At 67.2% G+C, this 17,887-nt stretch carries 16 protein-coding genes; 7 read left to right on the top strand and 9 right to left on the bottom strand.

Annotated features, from left to right (window positions below; genetic code table 11):
- The first annotated feature begins 180 nt into the window (after positions 1-180).
- The 3 genes from IBJ82_RS31900 to IBJ82_RS31890 all read left to right on the top strand — a co-directional run bounded on the left by IBJ82_RS31900 (position 181) and on the right by IBJ82_RS31890 (position 3,274).
- Positions 181-849 carry a YdcF family protein gene (locus IBJ82_RS31900; RefSeq protein WP_228537954.1) on the top strand — a complete coding sequence of 223 codons (669 nt, stop codon included), beginning with the start codon at positions 181-183 and terminating at the stop codon, positions 847-849.
- A gap of 287 nt (positions 850-1,136) precedes the next feature.
- Positions 1,137-1,946 (top strand): SAM-dependent methyltransferase, encoded by an 810-nt coding sequence (locus IBJ82_RS31895; protein ID WP_194829675.1) that lies wholly within the window; start codon positions 1,137-1,139, stop codon positions 1,944-1,946.
- A gap of 35 nt (positions 1,947-1,981) precedes the next feature.
- A complete protein-coding gene (locus IBJ82_RS31890) occupies positions 1,982-3,274 on the top strand; it encodes a diguanylate cyclase domain-containing protein (protein WP_370585571.1) in 1,293 nt (430 codons plus the stop codon).
- A gap of 17 nt (positions 3,275-3,291) precedes the next feature.
- Here the strand turns inward: IBJ82_RS31890 and IBJ82_RS31885 are convergent, their stop codons facing one another.
- Positions 3,292-4,284 (bottom strand): acyl-ACP desaturase, encoded by a 993-nt coding sequence (locus IBJ82_RS31885; RefSeq protein WP_194829674.1) that lies wholly within the window; start codon positions 4,282-4,284, stop codon positions 3,292-3,294.
- 201 nt (positions 4,285-4,485) lie between these two features.
- Here IBJ82_RS31885 and IBJ82_RS31880 point away from each other — a divergent pair, with 201 nt between their 5' ends.
- Together IBJ82_RS31880 and fadD32 are read left to right on the top strand one after the other, a co-directional pair.
- Positions 4,486-5,733, top strand: coding sequence for a KasA/KasB family beta-ketoacyl-ACP synthase (locus tag IBJ82_RS31880; RefSeq protein WP_255284545.1), 1,248 nt, complete (start codon positions 4,486-4,488; stop codon positions 5,731-5,733).
- A gap of 58 nt (positions 5,734-5,791) precedes the next feature.
- Positions 5,792-7,672 carry a long-chain-fatty-acid--AMP ligase FadD32 gene (gene fadD32 / locus IBJ82_RS31875; RefSeq protein ID WP_370585574.1) on the top strand — a complete coding sequence of 627 codons (1,881 nt, stop codon included), beginning with the start codon at positions 5,792-5,794 and terminating at the stop codon, positions 7,670-7,672.
- Between the two features lie 51 nt (positions 7,673-7,723).
- Here the strand turns inward: fadD32 and IBJ82_RS31870 are convergent, their stop codons facing one another.
- The 4 genes from IBJ82_RS31870 to IBJ82_RS31855 all read right to left on the bottom strand — a co-directional run bounded on the left by IBJ82_RS31870 (position 7,724) and on the right by IBJ82_RS31855 (position 12,120).
- Positions 7,724-9,238 (bottom strand): LCP family protein, encoded by a 1,515-nt coding sequence (locus IBJ82_RS31870; protein ID WP_370585573.1) that lies wholly within the window; start codon positions 9,236-9,238, stop codon positions 7,724-7,726.
- A 74-nt stretch (positions 9,239-9,312) separates the two neighbouring features.
- A complete protein-coding gene (locus IBJ82_RS31865) occupies positions 9,313-10,521 on the bottom strand; it encodes an Ig-like domain-containing protein (protein ID WP_194829672.1) in 1,209 nt (402 codons plus the stop codon).
- A gap of 141 nt (positions 10,522-10,662) precedes the next feature.
- Positions 10,663-10,857, bottom strand: a complete 195-nt coding sequence (locus IBJ82_RS31860; protein WP_194829671.1) for a hypothetical protein — start codon at positions 10,855-10,857, stop codon at positions 10,663-10,665.
- Positions 10,858-10,899: 42 nt separating this feature from the next.
- A complete protein-coding gene (locus tag IBJ82_RS31855; protein WP_194829670.1) occupies positions 10,900-12,120 on the bottom strand; it encodes an MFS transporter in 1,221 nt (406 codons plus the stop codon).
- Positions 12,121-12,216: 96 nt separating this feature from the next.
- Between IBJ82_RS31855 and IBJ82_RS31850 the strand changes: the two genes are divergently transcribed.
- Together IBJ82_RS31850 and IBJ82_RS31845 are read left to right on the top strand one after the other, a co-directional pair.
- On the top strand, positions 12,217-13,059 hold the full coding sequence (locus IBJ82_RS31850) for a DUF72 domain-containing protein (protein WP_370585570.1): 843 nt from the start codon (positions 12,217-12,219) through the stop codon (positions 13,057-13,059).
- 288 nt (positions 13,060-13,347) lie between these two features.
- A complete protein-coding gene (locus IBJ82_RS31845; RefSeq protein WP_194829669.1) occupies positions 13,348-13,713 on the top strand; it encodes an Rv3235 family protein in 366 nt (121 codons plus the stop codon).
- A gap of 28 nt (positions 13,714-13,741) precedes the next feature.
- Here the strand turns inward: IBJ82_RS31845 and IBJ82_RS31840 are convergent, their stop codons facing one another.
- The 4 genes from IBJ82_RS31840 to IBJ82_RS31825 form a co-directional block, all read right to left on the bottom strand.
- Positions 13,742-15,121, bottom strand: a complete 1,380-nt coding sequence (locus IBJ82_RS31840; RefSeq protein WP_194829668.1) for a metallophosphoesterase — start codon at positions 15,119-15,121, stop codon at positions 13,742-13,744.
- Between the two features lie 116 nt (positions 15,122-15,237).
- Entirely contained in the window at positions 15,238-15,762 is a 525-nt protein-coding gene (locus IBJ82_RS31835; RefSeq protein ID WP_194829667.1) for a DUF4254 domain-containing protein, read from the bottom strand.
- Positions 15,763-15,921: 159 nt separating this feature from the next.
- A complete protein-coding gene (locus IBJ82_RS31830) occupies positions 15,922-17,067 on the bottom strand; it encodes an acyl-CoA dehydrogenase family protein (RefSeq protein ID WP_194829666.1) in 1,146 nt (381 codons plus the stop codon).
- Positions 17,068-17,179: 112 nt separating this feature from the next.
- Complete coding sequence (locus IBJ82_RS31825; RefSeq protein ID WP_194829665.1) at positions 17,180-17,740, bottom strand: hypothetical protein; 561 nt, start codon at positions 17,738-17,740, stop codon at positions 17,180-17,182.
- Positions 17,741-17,887: the final 147 nt, after the last annotated feature.

The raw sequence follows: 17,887 nt of genomic DNA, 5'->3' as shown, positions 1-17,887 counted from the left end.
CCCGGAAGCTAAGGCCACCTGCGCCGATGGTACTGCACTCGACAGGGTGTGGGAGAGTAGGACACTGCCGGAACATCATTGCGAAAGGCCCTCCAACTTCGGTTGGAGGGCCTTTTTGCGTTCCCGGACGCCCCAGGGCCGAGGATCGCAATCCGAATCATCAACATTTCAGAAAACCCCATGTCTGAAGTCCTGGTGAGCGACGATTATCCGACGTCGCTTCGGGAGGTCACCATGGACTGGTTCAGCACTCATCGGACTCTGCGTCGTGGCGCGGCCGCGCTCGTGCTGCCCGCCGCGCTGATCGCGACGATCGTCGCCGCCGCGCCATCTGCCGCCGCCGCGCCCGACCCGCTGATCGGTGCGGTCGATTCGATCGCCGGCATAGCGGGCATCGAGCTGCCCGCCACCTACGGGCCCGAAACGGCGATCGTGGTGCTCGGATACGGGCTGCTGCCCGACGGCACGATGCGGGCGGAATTGGGTAATCGCTTGCACGCGGCCCTGATTCAGGCCTACATGTCACCCGAGTCTCCGGTGATCGTCACCGGCGGAAACCCGCGCAACGGGGTCACCGAGGCTCAGGTGATGGCCGACTGGCTCAATGTTCGCGGCATCGCCGGGCACCGGCTGCACGCCGAGACCGAGGCCGGTTCCACGGTGCAGAACGCGGAGTTCTCGGCGCGCATGATGGAAGCCCTCGGCGTGCACAAAGCCGTCCTCATCACCTCCGCTGACCACATGCGCCGAGCCCTGGACAATTTCCTGGCTGCCGGTATCCCGGTAGTCGCCACGATGACACCGGACGTAGCCCCCCTGTGGGCCCAGCCGTACGGCACAGAGAAGTAGCGCATGCCTGGGCTCCAGACGGTTTGTCGTGCCCAGCCGTACGGCACAGAGAAGTAGCGCATGCCTGGGTTCCAGACGGTTTGTCGTGCCTAGCCGTACGGCACAGAGAAGTAGCGCATGCCTGGGTTCCAGACGGTTTGTCGTGCCTAGCCGTACGGCACAGAGAAGTAGTGAGTGACCCCCGCTAATCGATAGTCGCGCCGATGTCGGTGACGCCGTTTACTATGCGACTGGCGCCATCGCGGGTTGCGATGGCGCTGTCGGTGTATGGCAGATAGGGGATTTCGATGGACAGGCCACTGTGGGCGCCGGAGGGTGTCGACATGCAGCATCCGAGCCCGGCTCGGATGTACGACGCCTTGCTCGGTGGTTCGCACAATTTCGCCGTCGACCGGGATGCCGCGGAGACAGCGATCAAGCTCGTCCCCGACCTACCTCGGCTGGCGCTGAGCAATCGCGCTTTCCTGCGCCGTGCTGTCCGTTTCATGCTCGACTCGGGGATCCGGCAGTTCCTCGACATCGGGTCGGGCATTCCTACCGCGGGCAATGTGCACGAGATCGTGCAGGAGCTCGACTCGGAGGCTCGGGTGCTCTACGTCGATATCGACCCGGTGGCGGTCGCCCATTCGCGAACCATCTTGCAGGGCAACGAACGTGCCGGCGCGATCGAAGCCGACTTGCGCAAGTCCGGCGAGCTGGTCGACGCCGTGCGCGCGACCGGGCTCATCGACTTCGACGAGCCGGTGGGATTGCTGTTGATCGCGGTGTTGCATCTGGTGCCCGACGTCGACGATCCGCTCGGTAAGGTGACCGCGCTGCGCGAAGCTGTGGTACCGGGTAGTTTCATAGCCATTTCACATCTCACGTCCGAGCTTCGGCCTGATGACGCCGGTAAACTGGGTACGCACTCGGTGAACCAGTCCAAGGTCGGAATTCATTTCCGGTCCAAGGACCAGATCGTCGCCCTGTTCGAGGGATGGGATTCGGTCGAGCCCGGCGTTGTCGAGCTGCCGCTGTGGCGGCCCGAGTCCGAGCGTGATCAGCACGAGAAGCCCGGCCGTTCGCTCGGCCTGGGTGGAGTCGCGATCAAGAAGTAGACCGTCTGACATGGCGGTGCGATAGACGATGACAGGTGGATGATGCAGTGGGGTCCTGGGAGCTGGCGCAGCGGTGGGCGGATGCCCTCGACGGCGTTGTAGCTCCTACCCTCAACCGCTCCCAGATCGAGGACATGCTGGCCGCCCTGTGTACCGGTCTGATCGACGCGGCGCGCGGCGGGGAGGATCCCGATATCGCGCGCCGGGCCGCTCGAATGCTGGTCGCCGCCAACTACCGTGATCCGGCGGCGGTCAGCCGTTCGGTACCGGTGATGTGCGCCGATCTGGTCGAGATCGCCGCCGACGGCCCAGGCGACCCCGCGCTGCCGCAGATCCGCGACCGGGCGATCCGCCTGGCCGCCGACTTCGCAGCAGGCTTCACCGCGGCGCTGCGGGCCGCCGCGCTGGCCGAGCAGGAGGCCACGCTGGCCGCCGTGCTCGCCGCGGCTCAACAAGCCGAGAACCGCCGAGCGCTGTCGGAAGCCCGATTCGAGGCGGTTTTCGACGGCGCTCTCGTCGGTATCGGCACCGTCGACATGTCCGGTCAGGTGGTGAACTGCAATGCCACCATGGCCCATATGCTCGGCCGGACCCCGGAGACGATGCCGGGCCGGACCGTGGCCGATATCCTCGGCCCCCACAACCTGAACTTCGCCTTCGAACAACTCCAGCACATGGTCGAGGGCGAGTCCGAGAGCTTCCGCACCGAGACCGAGCACCTGCACACCGACGGCCGGGTCACCGCGATCGACCTGTCGATGTCGGCGGTGCGCGGCACCGACGGCGGTATCGAGTTCCTGATCGGCGTCGCGGTCGATGTCACCGAGCGCAAGCAACTCGCCGACCGCCTGTGGCACGACGCCAATCACGACGCGCTCACCGGCCTGCCGAACCGCCCGCACCTGTTCAACAGACTCGCCGACGCGAAACCCCCGATCGGGGTCTGCTACCTCGACCTGGACGGCTTCAAGGAGATCAACGACCTGTGGGGACACACGATCGGGGACCGTGTGCTCCAGGTCGTGGCCGACCGGATGCGCGACGCGGTGCGCCCGGCCGACGCGTTCGCCGCCCGCATCGGCGGTGACGAGTTCCTCGTGCTGGTCGAAAACTGCTCCGGTAAAGCGCAATTGGCGCAGCTGGCCGACGAGCTGCTGACCGCCCTGACCGAGCCGCTGGCGGTGGACGGACACACGCTCGCCGTCGGCGCCAGCATCGGGGTCGCCTTCTTCGAGCAATTGCCCGGCGTCGTAGACGAATTGGTACACGCGGCCGACGCGGCGATGTATCGCAACAAGAACGACGCGCGCCGCGATCCGGCCCGGTAGCGGCCGGGCCGGATCGATCAGACCGTTTCGCGCTGGCGCTCGGCCGCCCGTGCGAGTGAGCGATCCCGCTGTTCCTCGAAGCGCAAGACGTCCCCGCGCAGTCGCTCGAGGAATGCCGCCAGATCCTCGCGGGCACGCTCGCCGCGCGTGCCGAAATCGTTGCGCTCGAAGATTTCCCACTTACGCAACACCGGCATCAGGACTTCTTCCAGGTGCTGGCGCAGGTCGTAGATGCCGTGCTTGGCCATCAGCACGCCGTTGCGCCGCCAGCCCGGCATGCCCGCGCCGGGCATCTGGAAGTTCTGCACGATGGTGTTGATCGCCTCGATGGTCTGGTCGGGGGCCAGGTCGAGCGAGGCGGCGCACAGGTTGCGATAGAAGATCATGTGCAGGTTCTCGTCGGCGGCGATGCGGGCGAGCATGCGGTCGGCGATCGGATCGTCGCAGACGCGACCGGTATTGCGGTGGCTGACCCTGGTGGCCAGTTCCTGGAAGGTCACATAGGCGACGGAGAACAAGAATCCGGCACCGGTCGAGGTGTGGATGTCGAAGCCCGGCGCCTTGTCGTCCACGACGGCCATCGCCGAATATCCGTTGGTCATGTGGATCATTCGTGCCTGTTCGAGAGCGACCGGGTCGACCCCACGGGTCACCACGAGGTAGTCGCGCAGGACGATCCCGTGCCGGTTCTCCTCGGCGGTCCAGCGGCCCACCCAGGTGCCCCAGGCGCCGTCCTTGGAGAAGTTCTCGGCGATCTCACGGTGGTAGGAGGGCAGGTTGTCCTCGGTGAGCAGGTTGGTGACCATCGCGGCCTTGGCGAGTTCGCTGAGAGCGGATTGTTCTGGGTCCCAATCGATTCCGCCCAGGGCCGCGAAGTTGCGGCCGTGGTCCCACGGCACATAATCGTGCGGGTGCCAGTCCTTGGCCATCGAAAGATGGCGGTTTACATTGCTCGCGGCGATGGGTTCCAGCTCGATCAGTAGTTCCAGTTGGGTAAGGTTCCTGGCCACGCTCGTTGCCCTTTCCGGTTAGTGAAAAGCGAGAGTTGCGTCGGTCCGGTAGTGTTGCCCGTCGTCACAATAGACCCGGCGCATCGCGCCTGGAAACGACACGGTGCTCCTCGGCACTGTTTCGGAATTTGGGCGCGTCGCGTCGTGTGCATATACGCTCCACCAGTTCAGCTCCATCAGCGGTTCCCGTTCAGTCGTGGCATAGCTAGAGAGAGTGAGCGAAAAATTATGACGGACATCGTGGTCACGAGCCTGGCGGCGACCACGTCGATCGCGGGCGACGTCGACTCGACCTGGAAAGGTCTGCTCAACGGCGAGAGCGGAATCGACGTCTTGGAAGACTCCTTCATCGACGACTTCGAACTTCCGGTGCGGATCGGCGGCCACCTGAAAGTGTCGCCCACCCTCTCGCTCACCCGCGAAGAGGCGCGCAAACTGTCCTACGTCGAACAGATGGCGGTGGTCCTCGGTCGCGAGGTGTGGCGCAACGCGGGTAGTCCCGAAGTGGACCGCGACCGGCTCGGCGTCTCGATCGGCACCGGCCTCGGCGGCGCGGAATCGCTGATCTACGCCCGCGACCGGCTCCGCAACGGCGGCTACCGCAAGGTCTCACCGCTCACCGTGCAGGCCATCATGCCCAATGGCCCCGCGGCCTGCGTCGGCATCGAATTGGGTGCGCGCGCAGGGGTTTCCACTCCCGTTTCGGCCTGCTCGTCGGGCTCGGAGGCCATCGCCAACGCGTGGCGGATGATCGTGATGGGCGATGCCGACATCGTGGTCACCGGCGGTGTCGAGGGCTCCATCCAGGCGGTGCCGATCGCGGCGTTCACGCAGATGCGGGCCATGAGCACCCGCAACGACGATCCCAAGGCGGCCTCGCGTCCCTTCGACGCGGACCGCGACGGGTTCGTCTTCGGCGAGGCAGGCGCGATGATGGTGATCGAGACCGAGGAACACGCCAAGGCGCGTGGCGCGACGATCCACGCGCGCCTGCTCGGCGCGGGCGTCACCTCCGACGGATTCCACCTCGTCGCACCGGATCCCGAGGGCACCGGCGCCGCGCGGGCGATGACGCGGGCGATGCAGACCGGCGGAATCAGCCGCACCGACGTCACGCACATCAATGCCCACGCCACCGCGACTCCGATCGGCGATACCGCCGAGGCCAATGCGATCGCCAAGGCCATCGGCTCACACGCCTCGGTGTACGCGCCGAAATCGGCACTCGGGCATTCGATCGGCGCGGTCGGTGCGCTCGAATCGGTACTGACCGTGCTCAGTGTGCGCGACAGTATCGTTCCGCCGACTCTGAATCTGGACAATCAGGACCCCGCTATCGATTTGGACGTCGTGTCGGGTCAGGCGCGGCGCGGCCGCATCGATTACGCGGTGAACAACTCCTTCGGTTTCGGCGGTCACAACGTGGCGATCTCGTTCGGGCGGTATTGACGATTCGCCTATCCGTGGCGGGTTCGGAGTCAATGTGCGTTGAAAAGGATTGGGAATGATCGGCGAGACTTTCGACGACTATGTAGACGAACTGGGGACTATCCGGATTCCCGGCGATCAGACCTTGATCGACTTCGTCGACAAGCACAGCGAGGCCAACGGGGACGACCTGGCCTACCGCTTCATCGACTACTCAACCGAACGGGAGGGGGAATACCAGGAACTGACCTGGCGCGAATTCGGCGTGCGGCTGCGCGCGGTGGCCGCGCGATTGCAGCAGGTGACGAAGCCCGGTGACCGGGTGGCGGTGCTGGCGCCGCAGGGGCTGGACTACGTCGTCGCGCTGTTCGCGGCGGTGTACGCGGGGAATGTGGCTGTGCCGCTGTTCGATCCGGAGGAGCAGGGCCACAGCGACCGGCTTCATGCCGTCCTCGGCGACTGCGAACCCGCCGCGGTGCTCACCGTCGGCAGCGCGGCCGCGGGGGTGCGCAAGTTCTTCCGCGAACAGCCCGCCGCGCAACGGCCGAGAATCATCGCGGTCGAGGCGATTCCCGACACCGTCGGCACGCGCTGGCGCAGGCCCGACATCAATATCGACAGCGTGGCCTACCTGCAGTACACCTCCGGATCCACTCGGGTGCCCGCCGGTGTCGAGATCACCCACCGCTCGGTGGGGACCAACCTGCTGCAGATGATCGATGCCATCGGGATCACCGAGAACGCGCGCGGGGTCACCTGGCTGCCGCTGTTCCACGACATGGGGCTGCTCACGGTGATCCTGCCGACCATCGGCGGCAAGTTCATCACCATCATGTCGCCGAGCGCGTTCGTGCGCAGGCCGGCGCGCTGGATCAAGGAACTGGCCGCACAGGCCGACGGTGCCGAAATCTATTCGGCGGCACCGAACTTCGCCTTCGAACACGCGGCGATGCGCGGGTTGCCCAAGGGCGACGAGAGCCTCGACCTGTCGAATGTGATCGGCCTGATCAACGGCAGTGAGCCGGTGTCGGTGGCCTCGATGCGCAAGTTCAACGAGGCTTTCGCGCCGTACGGGCTGTCCAAGACCGCGATCAAGCCGTGCTACGGGATGGCCGAGGCAACGCTGTTCGTCTCGGCGACCAAGCGCGATGACGAGGCACGGGTGGTCTACGTCGATCGTGGCCAACTGAACGACGGCCGGATGGTGGAGTGCGACGAGCATGCCGCGAACGCGGTGGCGCAGGTGTCGTGCGGACACGTCGCGCGGTCACAGTGGGCGGTGATCGTCGATCCCGGCACCGGGGTCGAGCGCCGCGACGGCGAGGTCGGCGAGATCTGGTTGCACGGTGACAATATGGGCATCGGGTACTGGGGGCGGCCGGAGGAGACCGAGGAAACCTTCCACAACCGGGTGGTCGCGCGGATGCCGGTCGGCAGTCGCGCCGAGGGCGCGCCCGATGACGCGAAGTGGATGCGGACCGGTGATTACGGTGCCTATCACGGTGGCGAGCTGTTCATCACCGGTCGCGTGAAGGATTTGGTGATCGTCGACGGGCGTAACCACTATCCGCAGGATCTCGAGTACTCGGCGCAGGAAGCCAGCACCGCCCTGCGGCCCGGTTTCATCGCGGCCTTCTCGGTGCAGGCGGGCCAACTGCCCGCGCCGGTGCTCGAGGCCGGGACCGTGTCCGATCCGGCGGCGGAGCAATTGGTGATCGTCGCCGAAAGAGGTACGGGCGCGGCGAAACTCGAGCCGGGGCCGATCACGGATACGGTGCGTGCGGCCATCGCGCGCAGGCACGGGGTGATGGTGCGGGATCTGTTGCTGGTGCCCGCGGGGTCGATTCCGCGGACGTCGAGCGGCAAGATCGCCCGACGGGCCTGCAAGGCGGCGTATCTGGACGGCACGCTGCGCGGTGGGTACCGACAGCAGGCATATCCGGACGCTCCGGAGGAGTGAGGACCGTTCGGCCACTGGATATTCCGGTGGCCGAACGTGTCACCGGGCAGCTCAGTTGACGCAGGGGATGGTGCTGTCGATATTGGTGGACAGCGGTTTCCCCGCGTCGGGCAGTGGCGTCGATCCGGACGCCGTGGTGGTGGTCGGGGGTGTAGTCGTCGATGTGGTCGGGCTCAGCTCGGTGGGCAGGGTGAAGTCGGCCCCGAGTGCGACCCGAACCCGCCCGTCCTCCACCGACGGCGACGCCGAAACCGGTAGTCCACCGAGGAGTTCCGCCAGCGCGCGAGCGTCGTCTTCGGCACCGAGGCCGTAGGTGACGGTCGAATACTGATCGTCGCTCGAGTCACCGTTGCCGATCACGCCCGCACCGTAGCCGCGGGTCGTCAGCGCGGCCGAGAGCACGGCGGCCTGACCGTTCGCCGAGCCCACATTGTGCACATCCACCACGCTCGTCGGAATCGGGGCCGCGGTAGAGGTTTTCGGTACTTCCTGGCCGAAAGCAGCCCGGACCTCCCGTTTGATCGCGGCTGGGTCGACGATGTTCACGTCCTGACCGTCGATCACGTCGTAGCGCAGCACCGGCAGCGTGCGGAACTCCACCGGCACCGACCCGGCGGCGCCGAGGTCGCGGGCGAAGTCGAACAGGTTCCAGCCGTCGGAGAGCACCACATCGCGGTGCGCCACATCCATCAGCGCCGAGAGCTTGCTCAGGTTGGTGAGCGTTCCAGAGTCTTTGAGCGACTTGGCGACCGAGGTGAGAAACGCCTGCTGGCGGTGGGTGCGATCGAGGTCGCCGTTGAGCAGGCCGTGGCGTTGGCGAACGAACGCGAGGGCCTGCGAACCGTTGAGATGCTGCCTGCCCGCGGGGAAGACCGCACCGGAGAACTCGCTGTCGTCGACGGCGTGGTTGAGGCAGACGTCGACGCCGTCGATCGCGGTGGCCAGGTCGTAGAAGCCCGCGAGGGAGATCTCGGCGAAGCGGTCGATCGGCACGCCGACGAGATTGCGGACAGTGGTGACGATGGACGCGCGTCCGGCCTCGCGGCCGCGGCGCTCCAGCACCACCGGATCCTTCTCGCCCTGTTCGATCAACTTCGCTTGTACCGCGGCCTTTTTCAGGCCGTACGCCTCTTTGATCTTGAGCTGCTGGTACCCGGGGATACCGGTCACCGGTACGTAGTCGTCGCGCGGGATCGAGAAGGCAACGACCTTGCTCACGTCGGCCGGAATGTGGAGCAGGATCAGCGAATTCGCGTTGTAGCCGCCCTCGGTACCGTCACCGGCGTGCAGCTGGTCGAGAATCTCTTTCGGCAGGTCGTTGCCGTTGAGGTCTTTGCGGGTGTCCAAGCCGATCAGCAGGATGTTGACGGCGCCGCCGCCGGAACGCGGAGCATCATCACCGATCGCGGTGGAGTGGGTGAAGCCGGAATCGAAGTCCTGCTTGGCCGACCAGGCAAGGCCGGTGCCCGCGAGCACAGCCAGCGCGGTCGTCGCCACGAGCATCCTGGCCATGATCAATCCGGCGCGGCGGGCGCGTCCACGACGGGGCGCGCGGTGGTCGGCGATGCGCCTGCCGACGCGCTGTGGTCCCCGCCCTGTCGTTTCCCGGGGCGCCCCCACCGGAAATTCGTTGTCCCCGTTCACCGCAGTGCGCTACCTGCCTGCCACTGTTCCCACGGCACACTCCAGTCGCCGTTCTGCCACACCTCGAGCGGCGCGCCGCCGGTATTCCTGATGTCGACCACGTCGCCGGGTTGGGAGAAATCGTAGAACCAACGCGCGTTCTCGCCGCTGAGATTGAGACAGCCATGTGAGACGTTGGTGTTGCCCTGCGCCCAGATTGTGTCGTCGAGTTGGTGCAGATAGATGCCGTCGGTGCTGATCCTGGTCGCCCAGCCGATGGATTCCTTGTAGCCGAGCCGGGAGTTCACCGGCAGGCCGTAGGTGGAGGAATCCATGATCACCGGGTTCGCCTTGTCCATCACGGTGTACACCCCCGGCTGGGTCCAGAAGGTGATGGTCTTGCCCGCGACGGTCTGGCTGCCGCCCATGCCCAGTGAGGTGGGCATCGTCTTGATGAGTGTGCCGTTCTCGTACACCTGTACCTGCTTGTCGTTGTCGTCGACGATCGAGACGTGCGAGGGGCCGATGGTGAAGCTGGTCCTGGTGTCTTCCTGGCCGTAGAGGCCGCCACCGAGGTCTTTGCCGTAGATGTCGGCGGCGAGTGTGACTTTCGTACCCGGCGCGTAGTAGTTCGCGGGGCGCCAATGGGCGTTGCGGTTGTCGAGCCAGTACCAGGAGCCGGTGACGGGCGGGTCGGTGGTGACCGACAGGTACTTCTCTGCCGTCGCGCGATCCGGCACGTCTTCGTCGAAGTGTGCGACGACGACGGTGCCGACGCCGAAGGTGGTCGATGGGGAGAGTTCCGTACCGCCGGTGGTTCGGAAATAGACCTTGGTCTGGTTGTTGGGCGCCAGGGTGGTGAACGACGAGGTGATCGGCCCGACCCGACCGGTGACGGTGACCGCCTCGGCCGTGACCGTGTAGGTGTGGCCGTAGCCGAGTGGTTCCGACGGCTTCCAGGCCGACTGGTCGGGGGTGAGGATGCCCTCGACCGTGCCGCCCTGCTCGTTGGTCATCGTCACCGCGGTGAGTTGCCCGTCGCTGGTGCTGACCCGGACCGGAGCGAGCGGATCGAACTCGGTCGCGCCGTCGACCGGTGCGACCGAGATCGCCGCTGCCGGTGGGGCGGTGGATTCGGGCCCGGAGTCGGTGGGCGAGCTACCGCAGCCCGCGACCAGCACCATGAGCGCGGCGGCGAGGCCTGCTCGAAAACGTCGTCCTGACATACGCTCTCCTGTGCTCGGTGCCGCTCAGCTCTGCAGCTGACCTCGACCCCGGTCTCTCCTCACCGGGCGACCCGGCCGTGTGCGGCCGGCGGGCGTGAAGCGATAGCGCCAACCAGCGTAACTCCGTTCACCACGGGCGGGTCAGTCCTCGCTGGTGGCGCGTTCGCCGAGAAACCGGAGCAGGGCAGGATCGGTGGAGGTGAAGCGGTCTACTTCCTGGCCACCGGTGCATTCGTAGAGGGCGATGGTCACCGCGTCCGGTCCGCGCCCGACGACCCGCCAGATCGCGCCGGAATCCTGCCAGCGGCGGAGGGTTTCAACAGGGTCGGCGCTCACTCGATCCACCGTAACGCGCCGCGAAGGCGGAAGGGTTGTCGCTCAGGTCCGTTCGCGGTAATTCGCGGCCACGAGCGCGAGGCAACACGCGGCGATCGCGGCGGTGACCAGGTACATGGCCGGGTAGCCGAAACCGAGACTGCTGTGCAGGGCCGACAGGACCGCGGGCACGCCGAAGCCGAGGTAGCTCACCGAGTAGAAGACGGCGTTCAGGCCGGCCAGATCGCCGGGGCCCGCGATGCGTTCGATCTGTTGCAGGCCGGCGACGAGGCCGATGCCGTAGCCGCTGCCGAGCACGACGGCGGTCAGTAGCGTCACCCAGATGCTCAGGGTGGCCGCGGTCCACGCGGCCAGGACCATGCCGGTGGTGAGCAGCACCAGCGCGATCACTCCCGCGCGTGCGGTGCCGGGGCGGTCGATGCGTCGCGCCGCCGATTGGATGGTGAATCCGCAGCCGAGCGTCACCATGGTGACCAGGGCGGAGAAGGCGATCGGGGCCTGCTGCACGCGTGGCAACATCAGGGTCGGCAGGACGGCGTAGGCCGTGGCGTTGGCGGTGAACAACCACAGTGCGATCGGCACCGCCACCCGCAGGAATCGTCGGTGCCCGGCGGCGGGGATCTTCAGGTCGTCGCGCAGCCTGCCCGGGCTCGCTCGGCGGGTCACGGTTTCCGGTGTTCGAGCCACCCAGAACGCGGTCGCGACGCAGAGCGCCGCGTTGACGAGATAGGCGGTCGAATCCGGCAGCGGACCCCACTGCGCGAGGGTTCCCGCCACACCCGCGCCGAGGGCGAAGCCTGCGGTCAGGCTCATCGCGGATCGACGGGCCCCTTTGCCCGTGGCGGCCGCGGCGAACGGCGGTTGCGACAGTTCCTTGAGCCAGCTGCCACCGACCGCCATCGCCAGTCCGAGCGCGACACCGCACAGCATCCGCCCGGCGGCCAGCATCGGCACCGAGGCCGCGCCCACCGCGAGCAGCAGCGAACCGGCCGCGGCGATCAGCGGTGCGGGCAGCATCAGCGGGCGGCGGCCGAACCTGTCCGAGAGCGGGCCGCCGATGAGCAGGGCGGGCACGATACCGAGGACGTAGTAGAACAGCAGCAGGTCGACGGCGGTCAGCGCGAGACCGTGGGCCTTGTACATCACCAGCAGCGGTGTGAACTCGTTGCCGCCCCACGCGATCGCCACCATGGCGGCGGACACGCCGAGCCAGGCGCGGCTGACGGAGACAGCACTGGGCCGCTCGGTGGTGAGAATCGCCATCACAGGCCCTTTCCGGTCCCGCCACCCGTGCATGGGCGAAATGGTGGCAACCGGTCTCATTTTAAGGGCGGCCGGTCGCTGTATTACCGTCGGCCTGTGCGTGAGCTGCGGATGGGGTGTGCGATGTGGACCCATCCCCAGTGGCAGCAGCGGATGCCGGCGTCGGGGGAGCGGCTGCGCGCTTACGCCGGGCACTGCGGTGCGGTCGAGGGCAACACCACGTTCTACGCGACGCCGTCCGCGTCCACCGTCGAGTCGTGGGCCGGGCAGACCGCACCTGATTTCCGGTTCGTGCTCAAACCGCCGAGGGCGGTGACGCACGAGCGCAGGCTCGTCGACGCCGGTGCCGAACTCAGCGCGTTTCTCGACGTGATGGCGCCGCTCGGGCCACGGGTACACGCCCTGTGGATCCAGTTGCCCGCGTCGTTCGGGCCGACCGATCTGGGCGCGCTCGCCCGCTTCCAGCGGGAGCTGCCCGGTGGGCTGCGGTGCGCTGTGGAGGTGCGTCATCCGGCGTTCTTCGACGACGAACGGGCGGCGGTACAGCTGGAACGGGTGCTCGGGCGGATCGGGGCCGAATGGGTGCCGTTCGATACGACGGTCCTATTCGACGGTCCACCCGGCGACCCGTCGGAATACGAGGCGAGGGCGAAGAAGCCTCGGGTGCCGCGCCGGATGCGGGCGTTGACCGAGTACCCGATCGTGCGATACCACGGCCGCGCCGACGCCGAACGCACCGTGGCGGGCTGGCAGCCGTGGATCGAGACCGTCGCCGGATGGCTGCGCGAAGGTCGCTCGCCCACGGTCTTCGTGCACACTCCCGACAACGCCGCCGCCCGCGGATTGGCCCGCCGCTTCCACGACGAGGTCCGCGCGATCGTCCCCGAGTTGCCCGCGCAGCCCGTCCCCGAGCCCGATGAACCGATGACGCTCTTCTGAGGGCGGGCCGGACAACGTGAGGTGACCTGCACCGATTTCGCGAACACATGTCGTACCCCCGTGTAATGCTGTGCGCCACCGCTGGGGAGTGGGTGGGTGAACTCGAAGGGGACGAGTATGTCGACGGATGGAGTGTTGTTGTCGCCCGCGCCGCACTGCGAGCCGCAACTGGAGGGCGGGGCCGTGGTACATCGGTCAGCGGCTGAGAATATTGTCGGGCCCCCACCGCTCAGGGGATCGGTTCGGCGCAGGGCGGCAGGTGGCACACCGGCCGGAATCCGCAGGGCAGTGCGGGCATCGTGCCCGCAGGGCGCGCCGCCCGCCGCCGGACCGTCCACGAGTGCGAAGCGATTCACCGAGCAGGTCTTGCGGCTACTGCTCGAGGTCGTCGATCGGCGCAGATCGTCCACGCATCTGCGCGCGTTCACCGAGGCGAAGGCGCTGGCGGCCATCAACACGATGCTCGCGCAGGATTCGGTTCCCGACCGAAACCTCGGGACCGCCACCTTGACTCGCTTCCACCTGACCCCGGTGGGCGGCGATGCCGCCGAAGTCTTCGCTTCGTACCAACGCGGCCCTCGGACATTGGCCATCGCGGGTCGCATCGAATCTTCCAAGGACAGTTGGCGATTGGTCGCAGTACGAATGTTCTGACGGTGCCGAGTCGGGGCTCGCGGTCGCCTCAGCGCAGGGCGGTGACTCCGGAGAAGTTATGGGGTGCGCGGTGATTGCGGTCGGGAAGGCTGCCGAGGGCATGGTCGGGGTGCAGGCCGAAGTACTGCTTTCGGGTCTTGCTGGTCCAAGCCAGTGCGGCCGCGGCGGCGATGCGGTGGAAGTGGACGGTGTAGCCACGTTCGTAGATGCGCAGGAGGGCATAGCCGCCGGGGTATTCCTTCACGGCCGCTACCTCGAGGTACTCGACACGGCCGGAATCGGGGCGGGTGCGGCGATTTCGGTGGGTGTGGCCGCTGTGGTGCAGAAAGACGCCGGGGCTGGTTCGGTAGCACGCTTGGAGTGCGGCCGCGCTCGCGCGATCGAGAACGAAACCGGGGCCGCCGGGATTGCTCAGCGCCGCATAGCGCGTTGCCGGGTGGTGTCCGAAGATCAGCGTCGGTCGGTCGGGGTCGGCGGCGAGTGTCGTGCGCAGCTGGGCGAGTTGATCGCTATCGATCGTCCCGCCGGAACCTCGTTTACGTGTGGTGTCGAGGGCGATCAGGCGCAGGCCGCCGAGTTCATGACAGGCGAGCTGCCCGAAAGGCTGAAAGACGCTGCCCCAGTGATCGTTCGCGCCGTGTGGAACGTCGTGATTGCCGCGGCAGACGAAGTGATCGCGGCCCGCCGAGCCCCAGTCGTCCAGGCGCGCACCGATGCCCGCGGATTGTTCGGCGGTGCCGCTATCGGTGAGGTCGCCCGCGACGACGAGGTGGTCGACAGCGCGCTCGGGTCGGCGGATGTCGTGCAACAGCGCCTCGGTCATCACCTGCGGGTAGTGGCCGTCGTCATGTCGCAGCCCCGGCGGCAGCCCTGCGACGATCAAGCCGCTGCGATCCTCGCCCCAGTGCAGGTCGTTGGCGAGCGCGATCGTGCGCAGCAGTCGCCCCTGCGGCGGCGGTGCTGTCAGGAAAACGCCGGTGACCTCGGGGGTTCCGGGGCGTCGGGTCACCCAGGTGCGGCCGGGTACCGCGGTTTCGCCGTCCGAGCAGGCCATGAAGCGATAGCGGCGGCCGGGCTCGAGCCCGCGCACCTCGGCATAGTGGTGTGCGGTACGACGGCTGTCGAGGTATCGGGTGACAGCGGTGGCCGAGCTGTCGGCGGGGGCGAGTCGCACCTCGGTGTCGGCCGCTGCCGGGCGAAGCTGTCCCGCACGGTCGCGTCGATGAGTGGACCAGGTGAGGATCGCCGTGTCGTGGGTAACTGTCACGACCTCGAGATCGGTGACCACGAGCCGATCACGCACGCCGGTCAGCGAATACGGCCGGGCCATCGGCGCCCGAACCGTCGCCGCCGCGGCGCCCGAGGCCGCGTTGACCAACCATGCGGTGTGTAGTCGCGGATCGAGCATGCCGGGCTCCGTTCGCCGTCTGACGCTGACGGTACGGTGCCCGACTGAACACGTGTGGACGGCGATGTGGCCGTTGACCGCCCAGGTAGCGACCGTGAAGTGATGCGCACCGACTGCTACTCGGATCGTGGCTCGTTCCGGCTCGGTTGTGCCTCACCGCTTTCCGGGGTGTCGCCGTCGAGTCCGTCGGGCAGCCGCCGAGCGCCGCTGGCCACCTCGGCGATGAGATCGTCGTAGCCGCAGGCCAATTCGTGCAGGCGTAGCTGCGCGGCGTGCAGTTCGGCTTCGGCGCCGCAAGCCAGCGCGCGGTAGGTGAGCGCGGCGAAATGGGCCATGCGGTCGACGACGGCGCCGATGCTCTCGGTGTGCATCGGCGCCGACGTCGCCGGGGTGGGGGAGCGCAGGACGACCCAGCGGTCGATCTCGCAGACCAGACGCGCACGCGTCCAATCGATGTCGCTGGTATCACCGGGTATCTGTTGTTCGCGGCGTTCGTGCAGGGTGGCGAGTTCGTGTGCGGCGGCTAGGACCGGATCACCGTCACCGGCGACCCCGCAGACCGCCTGCATCATCTGTGTTCGGTCCGGCAGTACCGGTTCCGGTCCGGGTCGTCCCGTCGAACCGCTGCCGTCCGTGTCCACTGTTGCCGCACCGTCCTCGTCGTCTGATCTGTACCGCTTGTCGAAGGACATTCGTCTCGGCGGGGACGACGGATAGGTCACGAAATGACCCCTCAACAGCGAAAACCGGCCGCGAACAACTGTTCGCGGCCGGTCGAGATCATCTGCCGAGCCGGCGTATCACAGGCTCCGGGCGATGATTTCCTTCATGATCTCGTTGGTGCCCGCGTAGATGAGCTGGACACGGTTGTCGACCCACATGCGTGCGATCGGGTACTCGTTCATGTAGCCGTAGCCACCGAACAGCTGCAGACAGGTGTCGGCGATCTGCATTGCCTTGTCGGTGGTCCACCACTTGGCCATGGCGACGGTGGGGATGTCGAGCTCGCCGCGCAGGTGCTTCTCGACGCAGTCGTCGATGAACACGCGCGCGATCCGCGCCTCGGTGGCGACCTCGGCCAGCTTGAACTTGGTGTTCTGGAATCCGAACACCGCACGGCCGAACGCCTCGCGCTCCTTGGTGTAGCGCAGCGTGTGATCGAGGGCGACCTCCATGCCCGCGACCGCGCCCATCGACACGATCAGGCGCTCCTGGGGCAACTGCTGCATCAGCTGGATGAAGCCCTGACCCTCCTGGGTGCCGAGCAGGTTGGTGACCGGGACGCGCACGTCCTCGAAGAACAGCTCGGAGGTGTCCTGGCCCTTCTGGCCGATCTTGTCGAGCACGCGGCCGCGACGGAAACCCTCGCGGTCGGCCTCGACCAGCACCAGCGAGACGCCGGACGCGCCCTGGGTGGGGTCGGTCTTGGCGACCAGGATGATCAGGTCGGCCTGCGCGCCGTTGGTGATGAAGGTCTTGGAGCCGTTGATGACGTACTCGTCGCCGTCGCGGATCGCTTTGGCCTTGACCGCCTGCAGGTCGGATCCGGTGCCGGGTTCGGTCATCGCGATGGCGCCGACGACCTCACCGCTGGCCATCTTCGGCAGCCAGTGCTTCTTCTGCTCCTCGGTGCCGTAGGCGAGCACGTAGTGGGCCACGATGCCGTTGTGCAGGCTGATGCCCCACGAGGTGTCGACCGCGCGGGCCTGCTCCTCCATGAGCACGGCCTCGTGCGCGAAGGTGCCGCCACCGCCGCCGTACTCCTCCGGGATCGAGATGCACAGCAGGCCCACTTCGCCTGCCTTGTTCCACAGGTCGCGGTCGACGTGGTGCTGCTCGCGGTACTTGTCGATATTGGGGACCAGTTCCTTGGCCATGAACGCACGGGTCATGTCACGCAGGGCGTCCAGGTCCTCGTTCATCCAGCTGGACCGATTGGCGGCCATCGAGTCTCCTTGTTCGGCTCGGCACACCACCGGTCCAGGCGTGACCGGTGGTTACGGACACCAGTGTGCCGCAGTATTGGCGTAGTGACAATAGTAGCGCCGAAATGGCCTCTCACCAGCGGATCATGGGCAGCGGTGAGAGGGGATGGATGAGCGCGCGCCGTACCGTGAGCTCCACCAGCTTGAAGTGGAACCCGCTGTCGGGGTAGCGCCGCATCAGCGCGGAGTAGGCCGCGTAGGGCAGGCCGTAGCGGCGCGCGCCGAACGTCACGTCGATCAGATCGGCCCGCCGGAACAGCTCGACCGGGTCGGTGGCGTTGCCCGCCGAGCGCACCCGATGGTGGTCGCGGATCATCTCGGCGACGAGCTCGGCGATGTCCTCACGGTTGTGCGCGATCAGCCAGTCGCCCGCCAGGGCGCACGACGGTTCGAGATAGTCGAACGTGGCAGCCGCCCAGATGCCGAGGTCGTGGAAGGTCGCCGCGGTGCGGAACTCCTCGCGCGCGCTCGGCGGCGGCCCCGGCTCGCCGCTGCGGGCGAACAACAGGTCGGCCGAGCGGAGTACCCGAAGCACGTGATGGAAGTAGGCCTTGCGGTCGGCGCCGAGCCGTGCGGTCCACGGTTCGAGCCGTTCGGCGATCGCTCGGTCGAGTTCGCTTGTGTGCTGGGTCAATTCGCTTCTCCGGAGTCGATCTCACGGGCGTGCACGTCCCCCCGGCACCCCGGCTCAACCCTAGGTGCCTGTGGTTCGCGACACCCGGGGAAATGGAGTTTCACCCGGACGGTCGACGCCTCCGAGCACGCGTGGCCGCGACGGCTC

Source organism: Nocardia sp. XZ_19_231 (assembly GCF_015355705.1).
In the GTDB taxonomy this organism is placed as follows: domain Bacteria; phylum Actinomycetota; class Actinomycetes; order Mycobacteriales; family Mycobacteriaceae; genus Nocardia; species Nocardia salmonicida.
Note: the sequence above shows the minus strand (reverse complement) of the source record. Positions and strands in the feature narration are given on the sequence as shown.

What these genes read in the sequence shown, in the direction of transcription:
- IBJ82_RS31900 (WP_228537954.1), top strand. Translation starts at nt 181, where the DNA reads ATGTCTGAAGTCCTGGTGAGCGACGATTATCCGACGTCGCTTCGGGAG.
- IBJ82_RS31895 (WP_194829675.1), top strand. Translation starts at nt 1,137, where the DNA reads ATGGACAGGCCACTGTGGGCGCCGGAGGGTGTCGACATGCAGCATCCG.
- IBJ82_RS31865 (WP_194829672.1), bottom strand. Translation starts at nt 10,521, where the DNA reads ATGTCAGGACGACGTTTTCGAGCAGGCCTCGCCGCCGCGCTCATGGTG.
- IBJ82_RS31855 (WP_194829670.1), bottom strand. Translation starts at nt 12,120, where the DNA reads ATGGCGATTCTCACCACCGAGCGGCCCAGTGCTGTCTCCGTCAGCCGC.
- IBJ82_RS31840 (WP_194829668.1), bottom strand. Translation starts at nt 15,121, where the DNA reads ATGCTCGATCCGCGACTACACACCGCATGGTTGGTCAACGCGGCCTCG.
- IBJ82_RS31830 (WP_194829666.1), bottom strand. Translation starts at nt 17,067, where the DNA reads ATGGCCGCCAATCGGTCCAGCTGGATGAACGAGGACCTGGACGCCCTG.